At 51.8% G+C, this 20643-nt stretch carries 20 protein-coding genes; 3 read left to right on the plus strand and 17 right to left on the minus strand.

Going from position 1 to position 20643, the window contains the following annotated elements; genetic code table 11:
- Positions 1–35: 35 nt before the first annotated feature.
- The 4 genes from AC3QL0_RS00270 to AC3QL0_RS00285 form a co-directional block, all read right to left on the minus strand.
- Entirely contained in the window at positions 36–689 is a 654-nt protein-coding gene (locus tag AC3QL0_RS00270; protein WP_493009539.1) for a TetR/AcrR family transcriptional regulator, read from the minus strand.
- Positions 686–1627 (minus strand): DUF6963 family protein, encoded by a 942-nt coding sequence (locus AC3QL0_RS00275; protein WP_493009540.1) that lies wholly within the window; start codon positions 1625–1627, stop codon positions 686–688. Before AC3QL0_RS00275 ends, AC3QL0_RS00270 begins: the two co-directional genes overlap by 4 nt.
- Positions 1628–1719: 92 nt before the next feature.
- On the minus strand, positions 1720–2682 hold the full coding sequence (locus AC3QL0_RS00280) for a nitrilase-related carbon-nitrogen hydrolase (RefSeq protein WP_493009541.1): 963 nt from the start codon (positions 2680–2682) through the stop codon (positions 1720–1722).
- 137 nt (positions 2683–2819) lie between these two features.
- Complete coding sequence (locus AC3QL0_RS00285; RefSeq protein ID WP_493009542.1) at positions 2820–3317, minus strand: GNAT family N-acetyltransferase; 498 nt, start codon at positions 3315–3317, stop codon at positions 2820–2822.
- 490 nt (positions 3318–3807) lie between these two features.
- On the opposite strand from AC3QL0_RS00285, the gene AC3QL0_RS00290 reads away from it, so the two are divergent.
- The 3 genes from AC3QL0_RS00290 to AC3QL0_RS00300 are packed head-to-tail and all read left to right on the plus strand — an operon-like array spanning position 3808 to position 7159.
- Entirely contained in the window at positions 3808–5184 is a 1377-nt protein-coding gene (locus tag AC3QL0_RS00290) for an aspartate aminotransferase family protein (protein WP_493009543.1), read from the plus strand.
- Complete coding sequence (locus AC3QL0_RS00295) at positions 5184–6248, plus strand: GNAT family N-acetyltransferase (protein WP_493009544.1); 1065 nt, start codon at positions 5184–5186, stop codon at positions 6246–6248. The genes AC3QL0_RS00290 and AC3QL0_RS00295 overlap by 1 nt, the downstream gene beginning before the upstream one ends.
- Positions 6233–7159 carry a hypothetical protein gene (locus AC3QL0_RS00300; RefSeq protein ID WP_493009545.1) on the plus strand — a complete coding sequence of 309 codons (927 nt, stop codon included), beginning with the start codon at positions 6233–6235 and terminating at the stop codon, positions 7157–7159. Before AC3QL0_RS00295 ends, AC3QL0_RS00300 begins: the two co-directional genes overlap by 16 nt.
- Before the next feature lie 13 nt (positions 7160–7172).
- On the opposite strand, the gene AC3QL0_RS00305 is transcribed toward AC3QL0_RS00300, so the two are convergent.
- The 13 genes from AC3QL0_RS00305 to AC3QL0_RS00365 all read right to left on the minus strand — a co-directional run bounded on the left by AC3QL0_RS00305 (position 7173) and on the right by AC3QL0_RS00365 (position 19792).
- Positions 7173–7562, minus strand: coding sequence for a DMT family transporter (locus AC3QL0_RS00305; protein ID WP_493009546.1), 390 nt, complete (start codon positions 7560–7562; stop codon positions 7173–7175).
- 10 nt (positions 7563–7572) lie between these two features.
- On the minus strand, positions 7573–7941 hold the full coding sequence (locus AC3QL0_RS00310) for an EamA family transporter (protein ID WP_493009547.1): 369 nt from the start codon (positions 7939–7941) through the stop codon (positions 7573–7575).
- Positions 7941–8882, minus strand: a complete 942-nt coding sequence (locus AC3QL0_RS00315) for an alpha/beta hydrolase (RefSeq protein WP_493009548.1) — start codon at positions 8880–8882, stop codon at positions 7941–7943. Before AC3QL0_RS00315 ends, AC3QL0_RS00310 begins: the two co-directional genes overlap by 1 nt.
- Positions 8879–9598 carry an MtnX-like HAD-IB family phosphatase gene (locus tag AC3QL0_RS00320; protein ID WP_493009549.1) on the minus strand — a complete coding sequence of 240 codons (720 nt, stop codon included), beginning with the start codon at positions 9596–9598 and terminating at the stop codon, positions 8879–8881. Before AC3QL0_RS00320 ends, AC3QL0_RS00315 begins: the two co-directional genes overlap by 4 nt.
- Positions 9591–10508 carry an HlyD family secretion protein gene (locus tag AC3QL0_RS00325; protein ID WP_493009550.1) on the minus strand — a complete coding sequence of 306 codons (918 nt, stop codon included), beginning with the start codon at positions 10506–10508 and terminating at the stop codon, positions 9591–9593. Before AC3QL0_RS00325 ends, AC3QL0_RS00320 begins: the two co-directional genes overlap by 8 nt.
- A complete protein-coding gene (locus AC3QL0_RS00330; protein ID WP_493009551.1) occupies positions 10505–11242 on the minus strand; it encodes an ABC transporter ATP-binding protein in 738 nt (245 codons plus the stop codon). The genes AC3QL0_RS00325 and AC3QL0_RS00330 overlap by 4 nt, the downstream gene beginning before the upstream one ends.
- A gap of 11 nt (positions 11243–11253) precedes the next feature.
- The gene (locus AC3QL0_RS00335; RefSeq protein WP_493009552.1) at positions 11254–12390 is read right to left on the minus strand and encodes an ABC transporter permease; all 1137 of its coding nucleotides are present in this window, start codon (positions 12388–12390) and stop codon (positions 11254–11256) included.
- Positions 12387–13775: an efflux transporter outer membrane subunit gene (locus AC3QL0_RS00340; RefSeq protein ID WP_493009553.1), complete on the minus strand. Its 1389-nt coding sequence runs from the start codon at positions 13773–13775 to the stop codon at positions 12387–12389. Before AC3QL0_RS00340 ends, AC3QL0_RS00335 begins: the two co-directional genes overlap by 4 nt.
- A 166-nt stretch (positions 13776–13941) precedes the next feature.
- Positions 13942–15114, minus strand: coding sequence for a sensor histidine kinase (locus AC3QL0_RS00345; protein ID WP_493009554.1), 1173 nt, complete (start codon positions 15112–15114; stop codon positions 13942–13944).
- On the minus strand, positions 15099–15821 hold the full coding sequence (locus AC3QL0_RS00350) for a response regulator (protein WP_493009555.1): 723 nt from the start codon (positions 15819–15821) through the stop codon (positions 15099–15101). Before AC3QL0_RS00350 ends, AC3QL0_RS00345 begins: the two co-directional genes overlap by 16 nt.
- Positions 15822–16007: 186 nt before the next feature.
- Entirely contained in the window at positions 16008–17303 is a 1296-nt protein-coding gene (locus AC3QL0_RS00355) for a c-type cytochrome (RefSeq protein WP_493009556.1), read from the minus strand.
- 12 nt (positions 17304–17315) lie between these two features.
- The gene (locus AC3QL0_RS00360; RefSeq protein WP_493009557.1) at positions 17316–19085 is read right to left on the minus strand and encodes a GMC family oxidoreductase; all 1770 of its coding nucleotides are present in this window, start codon (positions 19083–19085) and stop codon (positions 17316–17318) included.
- Positions 19086–19087: 2 nt separating this feature from the next.
- Entirely contained in the window at positions 19088–19792 is a 705-nt protein-coding gene (locus AC3QL0_RS00365; RefSeq protein ID WP_430221862.1) for a gluconate 2-dehydrogenase subunit 3 family protein, read from the minus strand.
- Between the last annotated feature and the right edge of the window lie 851 nt (positions 19793–20643).

Here is a 20643-nt window from a genome sequence, read left to right on the forward strand (position 1 = left end):
GTCTCGTTATGAATTATGTATAAGGGCTGCTCTGGCTAAGACGGGTCGGATGACTGCTTCCGTAAGCTTTCCAGAGATTGTTCTTTCAACGGTTCGGGCAGGCTGGCGCTAAGCTGGATAAGCGCTTTTTGGATGCGATCCCAGCCCTCTTCGGTGCGCAGTGGCACCCCCAAGAAATGGGTCTCTGTTTTGGAACGCAACGACAGGTACAACACACCTGCCAGCATGATGCCTACCATGGCAGCAAGGTCGGCATCTTCGTCATCGTTCACCGAAGTCAGCGCATCAATAAAGGTACGAGCGGCTTTCTCACGGCGGGTTGCCAACTGTGCGCTCACATCGTTGCGCTCAATCAGTTCCCAACGACGAATTTCTTTCAAGGCGTCGTTACTGGCCAGTGCCGTAATTTGCGCGTTCAACATGGTGAGAATCAATTGCTGCGGGCTACGAGCCTCAGCTTTGTCGTCCAGCAGCATGGACGATTTCCCCGTCCAGAAATCCTGCGTTTGCATCCATTGCAACATCAGGCCAGGTAAGCCGTTGAAGTAGCGGTAGATCAGTTCTTTGCTGACGCCTGCGCGTTTTGCAATGGCATTAACGCCTACGCCCATCATGCCGGTTTCGCAGATTTGGTCTTCCAGCGCCTGCATGATTTTTTGTTCGGTCTGTTGACGACGAGTTAGGGTCATACGTGTGCTCCTATGATCAAAGACAAAGGGGGGTGATGCGGCAGCAGGCGCTGCAGGTGGTCACCGTGTTTGAGTCCTAGCAGGTCGTGTAAACAGGTGCCCAGTACATGGCCATCAGTAGTCACCGCTGTACAACCACCTTGAATGGCGACACAGCGGCCTTCAGCGTGCTGCACGAAGGGATCTGCAGTGTAAATGCATTGCACGGTGGCGGTAATGGGGTCCACTACTATTTGGTCATATGGGGCGGGTAATAGCGGGCAGTCATCAAGCGCCGTCAGCAACATGGCTCCTGTTTGGCTGGAAGGGGCTGGTTCTTGCCACGCTACATCGCACAACAAGGTGGCGATGTGCGGTGTCAGGTGCGGCGCAAAAAAGATGGAATTCAGCATCACCGAAACCTTTTTGTCTTGGTATTGCTGTGCGCCATGATGTTGATCGGGGCGTCGCGCCACACGCTCGGTATTGGCATAGGCGATTTGGCCGTCTGCCGTCACAGTCATTAGACCTGCATCGTATTCGGGGTAGGCGGCGACAGTGTTCTGTATGGCTTGTTCGGGTGAGCCACCTTGTTGCAGTGTTTGCAACGCCAATTGGTTTAATGGCAAGCCTGTAGGGGTGGGCCTATTGGGTAATCTGTGCCCTGTCATCAGCGCTACGCCGGGCAGGCTGGGCAGAAATTGCTGCAGGGGTTCGGGTCTATGTGGGCCGCTGGAAATCAGGGCAGCACGTTGGTAGTTCAGCCACGCAGGATCAAGCTCCAACGCATGACTGCCACCGTCTTGGGTTTGGCTATAGTGCACGGCACCGTCTTCGGCCATAACTGCCAACACAGCAAAGCCACCAATGGAGCCACTACCCAAAATTTCGGCACACCGTAGCACACGCAATGCGTGCACTACGGCATGTTTACCAGTGACTGCAATACCAATCGTCATGCTTAGCTCCAAACATAGTGACCATCTGGTCACATTTAAATGCTAGCACTGCTTGGATTAGCTGAAAAGCGTGTCGTGGTAGAGAAAAACCCTTAAACGGTGAGTGTGTGTTCCGGGCGTTTCCAGCCGGTTTGATCGACGATTCGTCGGTAGTGCTCAGGGCGACGATGCGCACTAAAGTTGAAGGTTGACGCTCTATTAACGTGACATAAGCGAAGATTGCAATCGGCCACTAACAGTTCATCTGACCACGTAGAGGCTTGGGCGACGATCTCGCCAAAGGGGTTCACAATAATAGAATTACCGAACATGGCGTGGCCATCTTCTACCCCCGCTTTGGCGACGGACACGGCAAAACAGTTGTTTTGATAGCAACCTGCCTGTACCACCAAGTTGGAATGCAGCACTTTAAGGTGCGGTGGCTGTTCGTGTTTCACATCTAAGTTGGCAACGGGGGTGTTGTAGCCAATCATCACCAGATCCACTTCTTGCAGGCCTAGTTCGCGCCATGCTTCTGGCCAACGGCGGTCATTGCACAACAACATACCGGCGTTAAAGGTGGCGACGCCTTCAAAGTCTAAACGGCGTACTGGGAAGCCTAAATTACCCACTTCAAAATAGCGCTTTTCCAAGTGCTGTAATGGTCGTTCAGCGATGTATTCAGCATGACCGGGTAAATGGATTTTGCGGTATTTCAGCACTTCTTCACCGTGTCTAGAGACCAAACTAGCGGTGTTGTAGTGATGGTTGTCCTGTGTTTTTTCTGCATATGAAAACTGCAGCATCACACCTTTTTGCTGTGCCAGGTCCAGTACTGCTTGCATGCCAGCGGGTGGCCATTGAGTATCAAACCATTGATCAGCCTCTTCCATGGTTTCGTAGTACCACCGCGGGAAAAACGGGGTTAAGCATAGCTCTGGAAACACGACGACATGGGCGCCACGGTGTGCGGCACCTTCCACCAATTTGAGCATGCGTGCGATCACATCATCGCGGGAATCCGTGCGTTGTATGGGCCCCATTTGGGCCGCCGCGACGGTCAGAATGTGCGACATATAAGGTCTCCGTTTGTGGTTGTAATTATGGCGTGCTGAGGTTCAGCACCGCTTCATAGTGCCACTGCATTCTGACGGAGTACAAGATGGATTCTGGAAAACCTTAGTGCGAAAAAACGGCAAAAACTGCTAAGCGTTTAGTTGTTTAACGTTTTATACAGCACCGGCGCAGTGCCAAAGTCAGTGCGTATGTTAGTGCGAAATTGATAGCCTTTTTTGACGTAGAACTGTTGTGCTTTTGGGTTAGCGACCAATTGCAATTCTGTTGCCCCCAAACTATGGGCGCGCTCTTCAGCAGCACGTAGCAACGCAGCACCTATGCCTTGGTGCCAGCAATCAGGCTCTACAAACAAGTCATCCAATTGGGCTTGTGACAACGCTGGGCGCAGCTCTAACGAGGCAAAGCCTACGAGACGTTGCTGTCGTTCTGCCACGATCAGTTGAGGCAGCAAATCTGGGTGTACGTGATCTATATCGGGCAGTTGTCGCAGTTGTTCGGTGTGCTCACCCCAGGCTAGCGAGGCGCGTAACTTAATTTGCCCTAACAGGGCTAAGTCACTGGCTTGAGCAGCACGTAGGTATAACGTAGGTGTAGTCATGGTTTGGTGGCTATCTATAAGGGTCCACCTGTCCATTTCCGTCATGGGGGGTGGAAGGGCTCAGTTGTTGGCTTCTAGGTAGCCCTATGTGCTTATAGGCCTGCCATAACTGGGTAAAGGGTCGTTCAGATTGCAGTTGTAGTCGGCAAGAACACCATTTTTGCGCGATGCAAAGGTAATTTCGCAAAGCGTGACATAAGTCATGACGCCTGTATAGCGTGTTATCAAGGGTAAATAAGGCTAGTGTGGGGATGTGTTTTGAGGTTTTGCGCTGCGGCATGAGTGGTATCGCAGACCGTTAAAGGCGATATGTAGGTTTGCAAACCTTGACCTTATGTTATGGGTGAGTGGTGGCATTGCCACAGGCCTACCGTGTCTAGGCTGTGCACTACTTTGATGGGTGACGATTACATCGTGTCATAACAAAGTGGTGTGCTCCACAATCCGTACACAATCCCTCGACAGTCATTCCACCTTGATGGCGCACACTGTGACTAGCATCACGTTAATTTGGAGATATGCGTCCATGTCTATCGACACTGCCAGCCTGTTGGCTGACGAAGCCCGGTATTGTTCATTCGGTGATACCGTTCACTATGTTAATCCGCCAAAGATCTTTACAGGCTGCGAAGGCAGTTACATGTTTGATGACGCGGGCACCCCTTATTTAGACTTGCAGATGTGGTATTCCGCGGTGAACTTCGGTTACCGCAACCGTCGTCTGGAAGACGCAATGACTAAGCAGTTAAACACGCTGCCACAAATTGCTAGCCAATACCTGCACCCCACAAAAATCGAGTTGGCCCGTGTGATTGCACAGGATGCCGAGAAAAAATGGGGCAGCCAAGGCCGTGTGCACTTCAACGTAGGCGGCGCACAAGCAGTTGAAGATTCCCTGAAAATTGTACGTAACGCCAGCGGTGGTAAAAGCCTGATGTTTGCGTTCGAGGGTGGCTATCACGGCCGTACCTTGGGTGCCTCCAGCATTACATCCAGCTACCGTTACCGTCGTCGTTACGGCCACTTTGGTGACCGTGCTCAGTTTATTCCTTTCCCCTACCCTTTCCGTCGCCCTAAAGGCATGACTGCGGAAGAGTATGCAGACTCTATCGTGCGCGATTTCGAACGTAAGTTTGAAAACGAATACCACGCGATTTGGGATCCTAAAACTAACCAGTGTGAATACGCGGCGTTCTACATCGAACCCATTCAAGGTACCGGTGGTTACGTGATTCCTCCTGCGAACTTCTTCACAGGTTTGAAACGCGTATTGGATGACCACGGTGTATTGCTGGTAGTAGACGAAATTCAAATGGGTTTCTGGCGTACCGGTAAGCTGTGGTCTGTGGAAAACTTTGGCATCAAACCAGACGTATTGGTATTTGCTAAAGCACTGACTAACGGTTTGAACCCATTGTCCGGTTTGTGGGCTCGTGAAGAGTTGATCAACCCAACTGTGTTCCCTCCAGGTTCTACACACTCCACCTTTGCATCTAACCCATTGGGTACCGCAATTGGTCTGGAAGTGATGAAAATGACTCACGAAGTGGACTTCGGTAAGCAAGTTTGTGACGCGGGTGCTTACTTCCTGGACGGTCTGCGTGACTTGCAGAAACGTCACCGAGAAATCGGCGATGTGGATGGCCTGGGTCTGGCATTGCGTGCAGAGATTTGTACTGAAGACGGCTTCACTCCCAACAAAGCGTTGTTGGACAAAATGGTGGATATCGGTCTGGAAGGCAATCTGGACTATCAGGGCAGCAAACGTGGTTTGGTGCTGGATGTGGGCGGGTACTACAAAAACGTCATTACCTTTGCTCCTTCACTGATGATTACGCGTGCAGAAATTGATGAAGCAATGGCCTTGCTGGATCAGTTGATCACACGTGCCAAACAGGCCTAATGCCAGATTTGCCGTTATTACGTAACGCGTTAGAACCGGCCGCCTTGCATGCATGTTTCCTCCGGCACCCGCCGGAGGGGTTTCATGTATTGGAAGACGTGCCGGTTCCGGCGTTTGTAGCGCCCTTTGATTTGCTCACTACAGCCGATGACGAGTTCAAAGCTCGCATCACCGGTTTTGTGGGCTACAGCATGTGGTCGCGTTGGCTTACCATCCGTACTGCCTTTGTAGGAACTACGGTCAGTGAGTACGCGGTGTGGCCGCCACAGTTGGGCGTAAACGAAGCCGTACAAGCGTTATTGAGAGGGCCCTGTAAGGCGCAAAAACTGACCATCATCAAAGATCTGCCACAGCAATCGCCTTTGTTGTCTGATGACGATAATGCGTATGCAGATGCCGTGGTCGCCGCCTGCCAACAAGCGGGTTTTGTACCGGTTGAAGGCCAAGCCTTGGCGTATGTACCTATTACCTTTGCCAGCACCCAAGATTACCTGGACAAGTTGCCCAAAGATTCACGTCGCTATTTGCGCCGTAAATTGCGTACCCGTGAGCAGATAGACGTCACCCGTGTGTACACCGGTGCGGCGTTTGATGATGACCAAAAAGTGGATGAATACTATGCGTTGTACCAAGGGGTATATGCGCAAAGCGATGTGCACTTCGATAAACTGACCAAAGCATTTTTCACGCAATTGCTGCGCGATCAAAGCAATGGCGGCATCGTATTTGAGTACCGCCATGCCGAAACTCACGAGTTTCTGGGATGGAATTTGTGCTTTGAGCACCAAGGCAAATTGGTGGATAAATACATAGGCTTGTCCTACCCCCTATCGCGGGAGATGAACCTGTATTTTGTGAGCTGGTTTGTGAATCTGGAATACGCTCTGGAAAAAGGCTTGAGCCATTATGTGGCTGGCTGGACTGATCCAGGAGTGAAGGCTTTGTTGGGCGCGACGTTTACGCCCACGCGTCATATGGTGTATGTACGTAACCCAATTTTGCGTGCATTGGCCAGACGTTTTGCCAACCGTTTTGAAAGTGATAGCCAATGGATTACGTCCTAACCCCTTCTGAACCGCTGTTCCCTGTTGTGCTCAATACCGATGATTCCATCGGTACCTTAGGCAATGAGCAGCGTATTACCCTCTCGAACGACTGGCGGGAAGCGGTACGTTTTGGGTGCCGCCGTTCAGTGTGGACAAAGCGCATTGCCGAAATGGAAGCGCTGATGCCCGCTTTTAATGAGCATGGCACGGTGTTCATGGGCAGTGGCGACTTTCACCATTTGAGCTTCTCGCTCATACAGCGTTGTATTGCAGCGGGGGGCTACGATATGCTGCGCCCATTACAGGTGGTGATTCTGGATAATCATCCTGATAACATGCGCTTCCCGTGGGGTATCCACTGCGGTTCGTGGGTACAGCGCGTGGCCTTGTTGCCCGCTGTTGCAAAGGTGCACGTAGTGGGTATTACGTCATCCGATTTGGGTGCGGCGCATGCGTGGGAACATCGTTTGGCTGCACTTTGTGCAGGCAAGCTGACCTACTGGAGCACAAAGGTAGATACTGGCTGGTCGAAGTTGTTGGGCTTGGGGAGTTTTTTCCGCTCATTCGACACCGAAGACGCGATGGTACAAGCGCTGTGCGACACCTTAGCCGAGGGCAAGACAGATACCTATTTAAGTGTGGATAAAGACGCTTTTTCACCAGAAGTGGTGCGTACCAATTGGGATCAGGGCGAATTACGCACACAACACATGCAAGACATTGTGCACGCCTTACGTGGCCGTATTGTGGGCAGTGATGTGACAGGCGAGGTATCGGTGTGGAACTACACCACGCCTTGGAAGCGCTGGCTCAGTACGGCCGATGGCCAAGACACCACGCAAGAAGATGCCGAATTGCCGCAATGGCAGGCACACCAGACACGCTTCAATCAACAGTTATTGCAGATGCTGCAGGCGGCCTGCTCGTAAATAATGACTAGTGTTATTCTGGCTGTTTAGCGGCCAATCGGGTTTCGCTAATGGCCAGACACACAATACCAGCCAGAATAAAAATCGTACCGGTAATTTGCGGCCACCCAATGGTTTCGCCAAAAAGCAGCGCCGACACCACCAATACTGCCACAATTTCTAAGTGCGAGGCTGCAAAGGCTGGCCCAATAGGGGCGTGTTTTAGCAAGGTCATCCAGGCGAAAAATGTGCCTATGTACCCTAGCAATGCACCATAAATCCAGGGTTGACCAAACACACGGCCAAACCAGCTGGCGGTAAATTCCAGTGGAAGCGCATTGTTACCGGCCATTTTAAAACTGACTTGTGCGAAGGTGTCCAAGGCCATTAAGACTAGGAAACCCACCAAATAAAAACGTTTCATGTTGAGTTCCTTACGCTTGCAAGCCCACGATGGCAACACCAATGGAAATTAATACAATGCCAGTCACGCGTAAAGGGGTCAGTTGTTCGTTAAAGAACATGCGCCCTAAGATCATGATGACAACCGTATTGATAGAGCCTAGCAACACACCATTCGATAACGGTACTAGCGACAAGAAGGCCAGCCACATCACAAATTCGATGATGTAGCAGCTGATACCCACCCACAGCCATGGGCGTTTACACATCCAGCGCCAACGATCTAGTCCATCGCCTGCCCTAGGGTCAGCAGCAGCGGCTTTAAGGGCTAATTGCCCGCCGCTATCCAAGATAATATTTGTTATCCACAACAGTAGCACCAACGGTGAGATTGACTCCATCAGTGCGTGCCTCCGGCGCGCACTGGCTGCCCTTCAGTAAGCGAAGCAATGAAATCAGCTGCTTTAGCGATCACGGTACGGCGATCGCGGTCTATGGTAATCATGTGATAACTGTTATCCAGCAATAGCAGTTCTACAGGGGCATTACGCACACCATTGACAATGGCATAGGCGTTGGATACTGATGCAATGTCGTCGTGACGTGCGTGTATCACCAAGCAGGGTGCTTGGATGGCAGACAGGTTTTTCAGTACTGAACGCGATAACGCCTGCATTTCTATCACGCACCACCATGGGTTTCCAGGTAGGCCCGCTTCAGAGCTGTCACCAGAGTTCATTTGTTCTACGACGTGTGCGCGCAGGGCTTCGTCTTTGATACCGTAGGGCGGCTGCTCTAAGAACATGCGGTTGCGACCGATACCTAGTGCCCTAAATACCGGCAAGATAAAGGCCAAACGGGTGTGAGGTGGCATGCTCCAGCCGTCGTGGCGGAAGGTGGTAGACAGTGCCAATACACCTGCAATCAGATCAGGGCGACGTTGTGCCAAGGCTAGCGACAGCACTGCGCCCATAGACAGACCGCCCACAACAACGCGGTCTACCCTAGCAGCTAAGCGGTCTGCGCCTGCGATCACGCTGGCTAACCAGTCTTCCCAACCCGTATTCACCAAGTCGTCTTGGGTGCCACAGTGACCGGCCAATTGCACGGCGTATACGGTGAAGCCTTGTCGGTTTAGGCCACGGGCCAGTACGCGCATTTCGTTAGGTGTACCTGTCAGGCCGTGTATCAGCAGCACGCCAGTGCGTGCACGCTCGTCTTTGCCTTCCAGCAGAAACTCGTGCGGGGTGATCGTGCACGATGATGAGGAAGGAGTAATGCTTACGTTGGGGCGCTCAGAGGCCACCAAGGCAGAGGGAAAAGTAGGTGCTAAGTTGCTCATACAGCTGGTTCCAGTGCCGTGCCGGAAAGTATGCCGGGCAGCAGTGCTAGTGCTTCACGGAAATCGGTGAACGGTACGTGAGGAATGCCTTTTTCGCGGCAATAGTTAATCAGTTTGGCTTTGGCAAGAACCACATCGGCCTTGCCTGAAACACAGAAATCAGAGCTGCCATCGCCGATGTACAGAACTTTGCGTCCGACACTGTGGGAGCTTTGTGCGTGTTGGCACTTGCAGTTGGCGCTGGCACAGGTGGGTTGATTCCACGGAGTCTCTAATGCCCAGCGGTTGCCTTGTTGGTATACCAAGTGGTTAGCCAGAATAGGCAAGTTATGCACACCCTCGCGGCCCAAAATGGTGTTGATGGCGTAATCCAGACCATCACTCACCACAAAAAATGGAATGCCCTGCTGTTGTGCGGCGCTGAGAAAGGCAGGGAATGCTGCATCAACCCCTATTTGTTGCAGGCTAGCGTCCAGCTGCTCGGGGCTCATGTCTAACAGCGCTACCTGTTTCTGCATGCACTCTCGGGAACCTATGTCACCTTGCTCCCACGCTTCTTCCAGCGCTTCCCAGCCGGGTAGGCCGTAGCTATTTAGCAGGCTGTCAGTGGTGTCACGCAGGCTAATGGTGCCGTCAAAATCACACTGTATTACCCATTCCGAAGCGGATTGGCTGCAAGACAGGTCAGCAACGGACAATAAGGGGCGATTAGTCATGAAAGCTTACTCTTACATTCTGGCCAACGCGCACGTTCGCTGGCTCATCAAATTCTAGGATGCACTCCACCACACGGACAGGGCCTCGTTGTGCTTCTTCTTGCAAACGCCCTTGGCGGAACACAGGGCTGACACGAATTACATGTGCTTTAGGCAGAGTATTGCCGTCAGAAGCACTGTCCATGTCGGACGTAATAGTCGCCACCATGCCGGGGCTGATGTTACCCACATAGGCAGCATTTAGCTCGGCACGCACGATTAACGGACGTGCAGGCAACATACTCATCGCCGGTGTATTGGCGCTTACTGTGGCACCAGGTTGGGCGCTAATGCTGATGATTTCACCGGCTTCGGGCGCTTTTAAGGTACGCTCGGCTAGCAAGGCTTTGGCTTGGTTCAAACGTTGCAGTGCGACGTCTACTTCGGCTTGGGCAATGCGTGCATCAGCATCCGCATCTTTAAGCTGCTGTTGAGCGGTGTCGGACTGCTGTACTTGTATTGCACCGGCACGTGCAGCCTGTTCTAGTCTGGAGGCAGTACGGCGCAATTCGGGTAGCTTTGCAAGGCTTGCTTGTTTACGCTCTTGAGCCAGCTTCCATTCGGATTCGGCAACGGCAACCGCAGCGGTTTCAGTGGTGTTAGCTAGTGTCAGCAAGGTTTGACCTTTCTCTACGGTCTCGCCTTCGCGTACGGCTAAGGTGCGCACCACGCCATCTGTGCTGGAAGCCAGATTGATCAAGCCGCCTTCCACATCCACTGTACCTCTGGCTACCGCGATTTTGCGGGAGGAATCTTGTGGCGTAGCGGCGGTGTTGCTTGTGGTGGTGGTGGTGTTATCGGAACACGCACCCAACATCAACGTAGCAGCCGTAAAAATCACGCAACAACGCGTGCGCGTAAAAACAATCATGCACTGACTCCTTCTGTGCGGGCATGCAGGCGCCGGTCACTGCGTATCATGCCGTCTTCCATGCCAATCACGCGGTCCGCGTGGCGCACAAGACGGGGATCATGGCTAACACACAGAACCGTAGCTTGATGTGTGCTGGCAAAACGTTGCAGTATGTCCGCCACGCGCTGGCCATTTTCGGCATCTAGCGCACTGGTGGGTTCATCGGCAAATAAAAATTTGGGTTCTTTTGCAATGGCGCGGGCAATGGCCACACGCTGTTTTTCACCGCCAGATAACTGCGCTGGGCGCATGTGCGAACGGTGTGACAAACCTACGCTTTCTAGGGCTTGCAGTGCACGTTTAGCGCTTTCTTTGTCGGAAATACCTAAGTAGCCCAACGGCAGTTGAACTTGTTCTTGTGCGGTTAAGGCGGGGAATAGATTAAAACCTTGAAACACAAAACCGGTGTGGTGCAACCTGAACGTATCTAACTCGCTACGCTTCATTTTGCTGAGGTCTTGACCCAATGCATGGGCCTCACCCGCATCTGGGTGCTGCAAGCCAGATAATAGCGACAACAATGTACTTTTACCGCAGCCTGACGGGCCAGAAATCAAGGTCAGCTCGCCGGCATACACGGACAGCGACAACGAGCGCAGTACTTGTACTTGCACCATGCCTGACAAAAAGGCTTTGCTGATGCGTATGGCTTCTAGCGTAGGGGGAGTTCGCGGTGTATGGGTAGTAGGCATCAAATATCCCCTTAACGCAGCAGCAATGATGGGTCGGTGCGCATCAGGCTACGTATAGCCATCACACTAGAAAACAGTGCCATCAAACTGACCAATGCCGCACATCCCACTGCGACCAACGGTGTCATGGCGATAGGGACGTGATAGACAGCAGCCAAGCTCAGTAATGCGAGGCTGACCAGTGCCGCCAAGCACATCCCTATGCCGCCAATCAAACACGACTGTTCAATCACGACACGTGCGAGTGCACCACGGCTGGCACCCAAGGCATTCAAGGTGGCGTATTCGCGGGCAGAACCAGCCACTACGGCAGCAAAAGATTGGTTGGTGATGATGGCACCTACCAAACACACAATAATGGCCATAAAGAGCACGGCCATACCGGCACCCGTATCCAGCAACCAGTACAACTGTGATTTGTAGGCGAATTGTGGTGCTGTCCAGATTTCTACAGGACCAAAACTAGTGGCTTCGTTTTGCAAACGTGTGCGTACAGCATCGGCATCTACCGAGGTAGGGGTGTTGGCAACGTAGTAGGTGCTGCCGTATTGCGAGCCGTTGCCCGCAATATTGCGGGCGGTATCCAAGGAGCTCAGCACGTTCACACCACCCAAGCCTCGCAGACCAGGTAATACGCCCACAATATGCACCGGATGAGTGTTGATCCATGCGCGGTCTCCTTCGTGTGCGCCTAGAGTGTCTAAGTCAGCTGGGTCCACAATCACAGCACCTGGCTCACGCAGACGGGCACGCATACCTTTGGACAGCAGTGATGAGAACATCATGGCGTCTTCGCGCGTGGCGATACCAGAGAGGTAAATGGATACGCTACCCGCATCGCTGTGTTCGGCACTCCATTCACCATCTACCCAGAGGTAAGGCTCTACATCGATGATGTCTGGATCCATGCGCATCAGCATTTCTACGTCTTGGTCTACACGCTGTCCAAAGTTCACGCTTTGTGTGCCGGGATAACCAGCCCATAAGGTGGCAGAGGAACTTTTTACGTACAGCGCAGAGGCACCAAAAATACCCAGCACTAGTGCAGCTTGTACTACCAGTAATACGCCAGAGAAACAGACCGCCAGAATAACGGGTACGAAGCGTCGCCATTCATAGACCAGAGTTTTACGCGCTAATGGGATCATGGCGTAACGTCCTTGGCGGCTTCAGGCAATGGTGCACCGCCCAGCGCTTTGTACAAAGCGATGAACGATAGTGTGTGTGAGGCTTGTGCGCGCAACAGTTCGGATTGCGTATCTAACAGCGCACGTTGTTGCAGTAAGTGGTCGTAGCGGCTGGATAGCCCCAACGATTGCAACGTGCGTTGTGATTGCTGCTGCTGTTGCAGGGCTTGCTCTGAACTTTGCAGTGCATTGACACGTTCTTTCTGGTGGGTTAATCCACTTAGGGCATTTTCCACTTCGCTGACACCGTCCAACACCGCTTTACGGTAGCCCAACAACGCGGCGTCTAGCAGCTCTTCGTTGGCTTCCATGCGGGTACGGCGTATGCCCCAGTCCCATAAGGGGATGTCTAGGTATATACCGACTGACGGGGCAGAGTCGGTGCTGGTACGCATGTTTTGTGTGGTGTTGTAGGCGTACAGAATAGAGCCGCCCAGACTTAAGCGTGGGTACAGTGCAGCATGGGCTAATCCTACTTGTGCAGCGGCTTGCAGCACTTCGGCCTCGGCGATGTGTATGTCGGGGCGTGTACGCAGCAAGTCAGCAGGTAGTTCTGCCAGCGAAAACGCAGGTACTTGTAAAGGACGCTGAATGGTGGACCACTCCGCATCGGGTTGATCACGGCCCAACAGTACAGCTAATGCACGTGCAGAGCGAGAAGCAGCTTCGCGTTCCATGGCTAGGGTCGCGCGGGTTTGGGCCAGTCGTACTTGTGCTTGGGTGCTTTCTTCGGGATTGCCAACATGCGCACGTTGGCGCGTGAGTGCCAGTGCTAGCGCTTCCTCATCTACCGCCAGTTTGGTATGCAGCAATTTTTGTTGTTGTTGGCTTAGACCCAAATCTAGGTAATGACGCACTACATCGGCGACTACCATAACGCGCATGCCCTGCTCGGTCGCTTGGGCTTGCAATGTACGTGCACTGGCGGAAAGCTTAGAGTTATCTAAGGCACCGAACAGCCCAAGTTCCCACATCATGTCTAAACTGGCGTGGTAGTACATGTCGGTCGCGGCTACGTCTTGCGTAGGACGTACACCGGCGGTTATGGAGGGCAGATAAGGTGCCTGCCAACGGCCAGCAAGTAAGCGCTCGCTTTCTAAGCGCTTAGCCGCTTGGGCAATATCCAGGTTGGCAGTAAGAGCCTCTTCTATCAATGCGTTCAGAGTGGGGTCTTGCAACGATTGCCACCAGGAGCGCAAGGCAATAGCTGGCGCTGTCTTGGATGTGGTTTCAGACCAAGAGTTGGGCGTATCGGTTGGCAGTTCAGGCGTATGTAGCGTCACACACCCTGCAAGTAGCAGGCTGAGTGCTGCAGAGACGCTGAAGCGGGTAGCAAAATAAGACAAACTGGGCACGTACAAAGGTGATGAAAGTAGGCGTGGCAGCCAAAGTCACACAAAGGCTACCTTAATAGTAAAAGACCAACGTTGCGTGGTGATGCATGTTTTATGGAGAAATGATGGAGCGACTTGCTTCGCTGCAAACGTGGCCGTGAGGGGGCTGAAATCCTACTTAGACTAAGGAGTCTGTACTGTAGTTTTTACGTGGAAAATGGATACTGAAACGCGCCCCTCCCCGTTGCGATGTACCACCTTGTACTTCACCGCCTTGGCGTTCTACTAAGGCTTGCACAATAGACAACCCTAAGCCTGAACCGTCTTTATGCGTGCCGGTAGGGTGCGGAAAACGTTTAAAGGGGTTGTCACGTAACGCATCGGGTAGGCCTGGACCGGCATCACTGACGTGAAGGCTTACCCGTTCATCGTCGTTGGTGACGGCGACTTCTACCCAGTGGCCAGAGTGTGCATAGCGCAGGGAATTTTCCAACAAATTAGACAAAATCTGGCGTATGCGATCGGGGTCTACCATGACCAGCGCATCATCGAGTGAGTCGGGGATGCGGCGTTCTAGCTCCATACCTTGTTCTGCTAGTCTGGCAGAGTAGTTATTTAATTCTGTATCAATAAAATGAGCTAAATCCAGCGGTTCTTCGTGTAGCGACAGCCTATTCGCAAAGGCCATAGAAATAGTGTGCAGATCGTCCACCAAACGGCCTAAGTGCAGGGATTGATCTAGGAGTCCACGTAGTTCTTCAGGAGAAGCGGGGATAACGTCGTCACAAATGGCGTGCAAGCGTGTACTAAGAATGGTGAGCGGCGTACGTAACTCGTGTGACAGCGAAGCAATGGTGGCACTGCGTTCACGCTCTAGTGTTTCTAACGAGTCGATCATACGGTTAAAGTCGCGCACCATATCGGCCATTTCACCACGCGCTTGGCCTGGCAAGGCCCGTACTGTGAAGTCCCCCACGGCGACTCGTTTGGCGGTTTCAGCCATAGAGCCTAAGGGTTGCGTGACTAGCTTAGATAACCAGAAGCTTGCGCCTAGCCCTAAGGGCAAGCCAGCAATCAGGGTGAGTAACAGTGAAAACTGCTCGCCTTTAATAGGATCGCCCACCCAGTATTCCGCGTAAATCTGCATGGCACGGGGGCTGTCCGACAAGCCACGTTCGCTGAGGTCATCAAACTCTACACGTACGTCTTGAGGTAAACGCTGATAGAAATTGCTGTATTCACCACGCCAGAACAGCAGCAAGCTGCTAGTGAGCAACGCCATCATGAATAAAATGACGGCAGCAGTAGCTATACCAAAACGTACCCAGATGCGGTCTATCTTTCTTGCCATAGCCGGTATCCGATGCCACGAACGGCTTCAATCAAATCGTCTTGTCCGGCTTGCTGCAATTTACGGCGCAGCTTGGAAATATGGGAGTCAATCACGCGCTCCAGCGCTTCGCTTTCCGGCAAGCATTGCTCGATAAGGTAGCTGCGAGAAAAACAGCGGCGTGGTTGAGCGGCCAAACAGGCTAATAAACGAAACTCGGTTAGCGTTAAGGGCAGTGGTATGGCTTTATTTTCCACATGTACCAGCGCAACGTGGTCTTGTTCGTCTATTTCTAGGTCGCCCACACGAATGGGGGTACTCACGGAGTGTACATGGGCAGCGCGACGTAATACAGCTTTCACACGGGCCACAACTTCGGCCGGATTAAAAGGTTTGATCACGTAATCGTCTGCGCCTAAGCGCAGCCCCAACAACTTATCCACATCGTCTGCTAAGGCAGTGACGAGAATGACGGGGGTTTGGTCTTCCGCACGTATATGGCGCAGTACATCTAGCCCATCTACGCACGGTAAATTGATATCTAGCAACACCATGTCAGGACGCATGTCTCTGAACAATTGCAGCGCCTCTACACCGTCAGTAGCCATGCAAGTACGCATGCCATCACGTCGTAGATAGGCCTCTAAAACGCTGGCAATAGCTGGTTCATCCTCAACGATGAGGACCAGATGACTAGGGGTAGAAAGCGGTGTGGGTGCAATGCTCATACACAAAAATAGAAGCTATTTATGGCGCTACCAAAGCGGGGTAGCAGGGGTGTTTGTCAGTTTAGCATGCTCGTTTTTTGCTACATATTATCCAAAAAACCGATAAGTGTTGCCTATAAAAGGCCTCACTTATCGGTAGTGGTGTAGCACTTACTTAGCCCTTACTATCAGTAAGGACCGGCAGGTTTAGCGTACAGGGGCTACATCGCTGGCGGTTACTGCAGATGCTTTGTTGTTCCAGCCTTGGCGAATAAAGGTCGCCAATTCTGCAACTTCTTCGTCGCTCAAACGCCATGCGTAACTTTGCATACGTAAACGCGCAGGACGAGACTCAGTAGAAGGCAGTTCTGCACCGTGCAAAATGGTGTAGATCAGGCCTTTAGGCGAGTCGGCGGTAACCATCGGGTTGCCATCCAGTGCTGGGAAAATTTCTGGTGCACCGCGACCATCCACAAAGTGACAGCCGGAACAGTTATCCAGATACAGTCTTGGGCCCAAGGGCATAGAAGGATCAGCAGACGCCAGCAATTTTTCCGTCGCGGTTACCGTACGGTTCGCTGCATCAGGTGCTTCAGGTGTTTTGCCACCGCTGATGTGCTTCAGGTAGGCCGCAATGGCCATGTTGTCTTCGGAAGTTAGGTATTGCAGCGAATCCCCAACTACCAATGACATTTCCCCTACAGCAGTCGCGTAGTCGTTTCTACCTGTCGCCAAGTAGTGTGCCATTTGCTCTTTGCTCCACTGGCCAGCAACGCTGTCAGGGCCATGCAAGCTTGGGGCACTCCAACCGTCTACCTCACCACCAGACAAGAAAGCAGGATCGTTACCGTTCGCGCCTTTTTGAGACATGAACATAGTGCGTGGGCTGTGGCAGGCGGCGCAGTGGGCGGCACCTTGTACCAAGTACGCACCGCGATTGATCATCTGATCATCGGTAGGAGCTTGGAAGCCTACAGGGTTCAGAGCTACCCAGTTCCAGGCACGCAATCCCCAACGTTGGTTGAATGGGAAGGCTAGGTCGGTTTCAGGCACTTTGTTGTTCACAGCAGGTACTGCTTCCATGAAGTACTTGTACAGAGACTGTACATCCGCTTCACTAATGACGCGGTAGTTTTCATAGGGCATTGCTGGGTACAAGTGTGCACCTTGTTTGTTCAGGCCGTCGTACAGCGCTGCACGGAAGTCGTCCAGTGTGTAGTTACCAATACCCGTTTCTTTGTCAGGCGTGATGTTGGTAGACCAGATCACACCAAACGGGCTTTGAATAGCACGGCCACCGGCGAAGGTTTTGCCTTCTGGTGCAGTGTGGCAGGCGATACAGTCAGCAGCGCGCATCATGTATTCACCACGCGCTACGCTAACTTCGCTATCGGGAGCCAAAGCTTGTGCAGGCGTGCGCTCAGAAGGAATCCAGATCATGCCGGCGATCACTAAAACGGCGATCACAATCAGCGCAAGGATTATACGTACAAACGTTTTCATGATGCGTCCTCCTTAGGCCAGAATGCGTGGATTACGCAGGTAGTCGTTACGTAAAGCGTGCGCAGCCCAGTATGCCAACCCGCCTACTAGCCCAGTTGGGTTGTATTGCAGGTTTTGTGGGAAGGCACCCGCACCCATGACGAACAAGTTATGCACATCATGCGCTTGCAAGTAACGGTTCACTACGGAGGAGTTAGGATCATTACCCATCACAGCACCACCCACGTTGTGTGTGGTTTGGTAAGGGCGTACGTCGTACATCGCGCCATCGGCTTTGTACCCAGACTGCATGATATCGGGGTTCATGGATTTGGCAATGTCTTCAATTTTGCCGCGCATGAATTGCGTCATGCGGATGTCATTGGGTTTCCAATTGAAGGTCATGCGTAGCATGGGGCGGCCGAACTGGTCTTTGTACGTAGGGTCCAGATCCAAGTAGTTATCTTGGTAGGACATGCAGGAACCGTGCGAACCGATGCTCATGGCGTGGCCGTACCATTCACCAATGGATTTTTTCCATTCGCTACCCCATGACGGTGTGCCGGCAGGCAAAGGCATAGAGCGAATAGGCTGACCGTTGTAGGTACCGGCAGTGATGTAGCTGCCGCCTACGAAGCCTTCTTTAGCAAAGTCAATTTGGTTCACGCCAAAGTCATCAATCACCATGCTGTTGGAGCCGGTACCGATGAAGGGGTTGAACTCTTTGTCTTTGAAGAACAAGGTGGTGCCGCCCGTCATCTGGTACGCGTAACCACGACCTGTAGCGCCTTCGCCTGTAGTGGGGTTGTAGGGCTTACCAATGCCAGATAACAGCAACAGGTGTACGTTGTGCAGTTGGTAGGCACACAGCAAGACCAAGTCAGCAGGCTGGAACACTTCTTCGCCAGCAGCGTGGTCGAAATAGGTCACGCCGGTAGCGGTTTTGCCATCGGGCGCCAACTCTACGCGCAGCACTTCGGAGTGTGTTTTGTAGCTGAAGTTGGATTTGCGTTTTAGCGCATCCAAAATACAGGTTTGTGGTGAACCTTTGGAGTAGTTGTAGCAACCAAAGCGCTCACAGAAACCACAGAAATTACAGGGGCCCATTTGCATGCCGTACTCGTTCACATACGATTTAGACGCAATAGAACCGGGCAGCGGGAATGGGTGGTAACCCATGGCTTTAGTGGCTTGGGTAAACAGATCAGCATCGTAGGTATGAGGCATCGCTGGCATAGGGTAGTTGCCAGAACGAGGGCCTTCAAACGGGTTACCGCCAGGGATCAGCTTGCCATTGATGTTACCGGCTTGGCCGGAAATACCAGCTACACCTTCAAAGCGTGCCAAGTAAGGTTCTAGCTCTTCGTAGCTCAGTGGGTAGTCGGCTAATTGCATGCCATCCGGGATGACATTACGTCCAAAACGCTCGATGGTGTAGGAGCGCAGGCGCATTTCCTCAGGCTGTGGACGCCATGTGTGGCCGTTCCAGTGCATACCTGCACCACCTACGCCATTACCGGGCAAGAACGAACCTAGAATACGGTACGGCAGTGCATTTTCGCCGGGGGCGTGACGCACGGTGACGGTGGATTGTGAGGGGCGCTGCATGAAGCCGTAACGTACGCCGTATTTCAACTCATCAATCACGTTGGGGTATTCAAAGCCGGGTACGGTGTCGCGGTCTTCACCGCGTTCCAAGGCCAGAACTTCCAAGCCTTCTTGTGCCAATTCCATAGACAGAATGGCACCGGTCCAGCCCAGACCAACGACTACTACATCTTTTTTGGGTGCTGTGCGTGCCATGGTTATGCCCTCTCTCCAGAAATTGAAACCGGCCCCAGTGGGTAACGGACGTTGTACTGGTCAGCCCATTCTTTGAAGCTGGCGCGAGCACCTGGGAAGCCAATATAGCTCCACGCTTGCATGCCATAGTTGCCGCCGTACATGGGGTCAGCAAAATAGCCTTCTTTGGTGTTACCCAGCAGCAAGGTAAAGAAATCGCGCAGTTCAGGCTCTAGACCCATTTTGTTGTCTTGCAGAGCTAGCAATGCAGCGTCTTGCTGTTCGGTAGTGAGCTTGGCAAACAACGCGCCATGCTCGGTTACACACCATGCGTCAAAGGCTTTAATACCTTCACGGTAGAGCTGCGCAGGGTTGTAGGGGGTTTGGTAGCCCAATTGTGGTGCGGCGGCTGGATCGTGAGGACCTTCCATATACCAGTCCACTGCCTTACCGTAATCGCCAGCTAATTGCTGGTCCAAGAACAGAGGAACACGCGTTTCTATGGCTCCTGGACCGTCGCCGTCTGAAGGAATCAAGCGGGCGGTAGCAGCCAAGATGAACGCCCACTCTTCAGGCGTGAAATAGACGGGTGTGTACTGGTCTAGCGGCGGAAAGTCGGCAGGTTTGGCATGCAGTGACATAGGCACATTAGCCAGACCAGCTGTAGCAGCGGACACCATCAAGAAACGGCGGCGCGTCAGACTTCCTTTTTGGGAATGGTCGTGCATAGGAAACTCCTTTTCTAAGTACTCAGATGAAGATCTGAATGACAGGAGAAATAAATAAACAAATGGGTTTGAAGGTTTTACTGCAGTAATTCACACATTAAAATCATTAAGTGCTGTGCTTTACCGCAAACAGTTACATGAATAACAAGACCAAATCAATCTGGTTACATCTGTAAAGCTTTGGAACGAATAATGGGTTGGTCTGGTGTAGTAGCTGAACAGCTTTTTTACAGATGGCCAACGGAATGATTACAGGGATTGTATAGCAATCTGCAGCAGGGTGCGAGTCTGTGGGCGCTTGTCCTTATGCCGTCAGTTGCATAAGAGTAGTGAATGGTATGGGTTATATAAATTTTTTTGATAGTAAATTTATTCTAATAATTATTGAAATATAGATGAATATAAAGTCATTAATAAATAAATTTTATTTTTAATATAAATTGATAATTTAATTTATTATTTGAAGGTATTTTATTTAAATAAAATAAATTATTTTGATAATAAATTAAATAAAAAATAAATCTTTAAGCTATTTTTAAGGTTTGAGAAATTCTTTTGATATTTCAACGGTTTTACGAGAGGGTGTACGTCGTTGTGGCTGTGGATAAATGCGGTGATGAGGGGTTAACTTGGCATTGTGTATACGTAATGCAGTATGGCCGTTATCACGCATTAAAAATGAATTACAGCAGCCATCACTAGACACATCTAAATACGTCCGTACGATCGTTTTGTGTTTTACACATCAGTTACTTCTACCACTTTTTGCTAATTTACTATTCTCAGTAGTAATGCTAGCTAACATATTAAGACGTAGGTGTTGCCCTGTGGGTACGCTACGGCCTACATGT

The organism is Paenalcaligenes sp. GW821-LYS-B07-1, assembly GCF_058803365.1.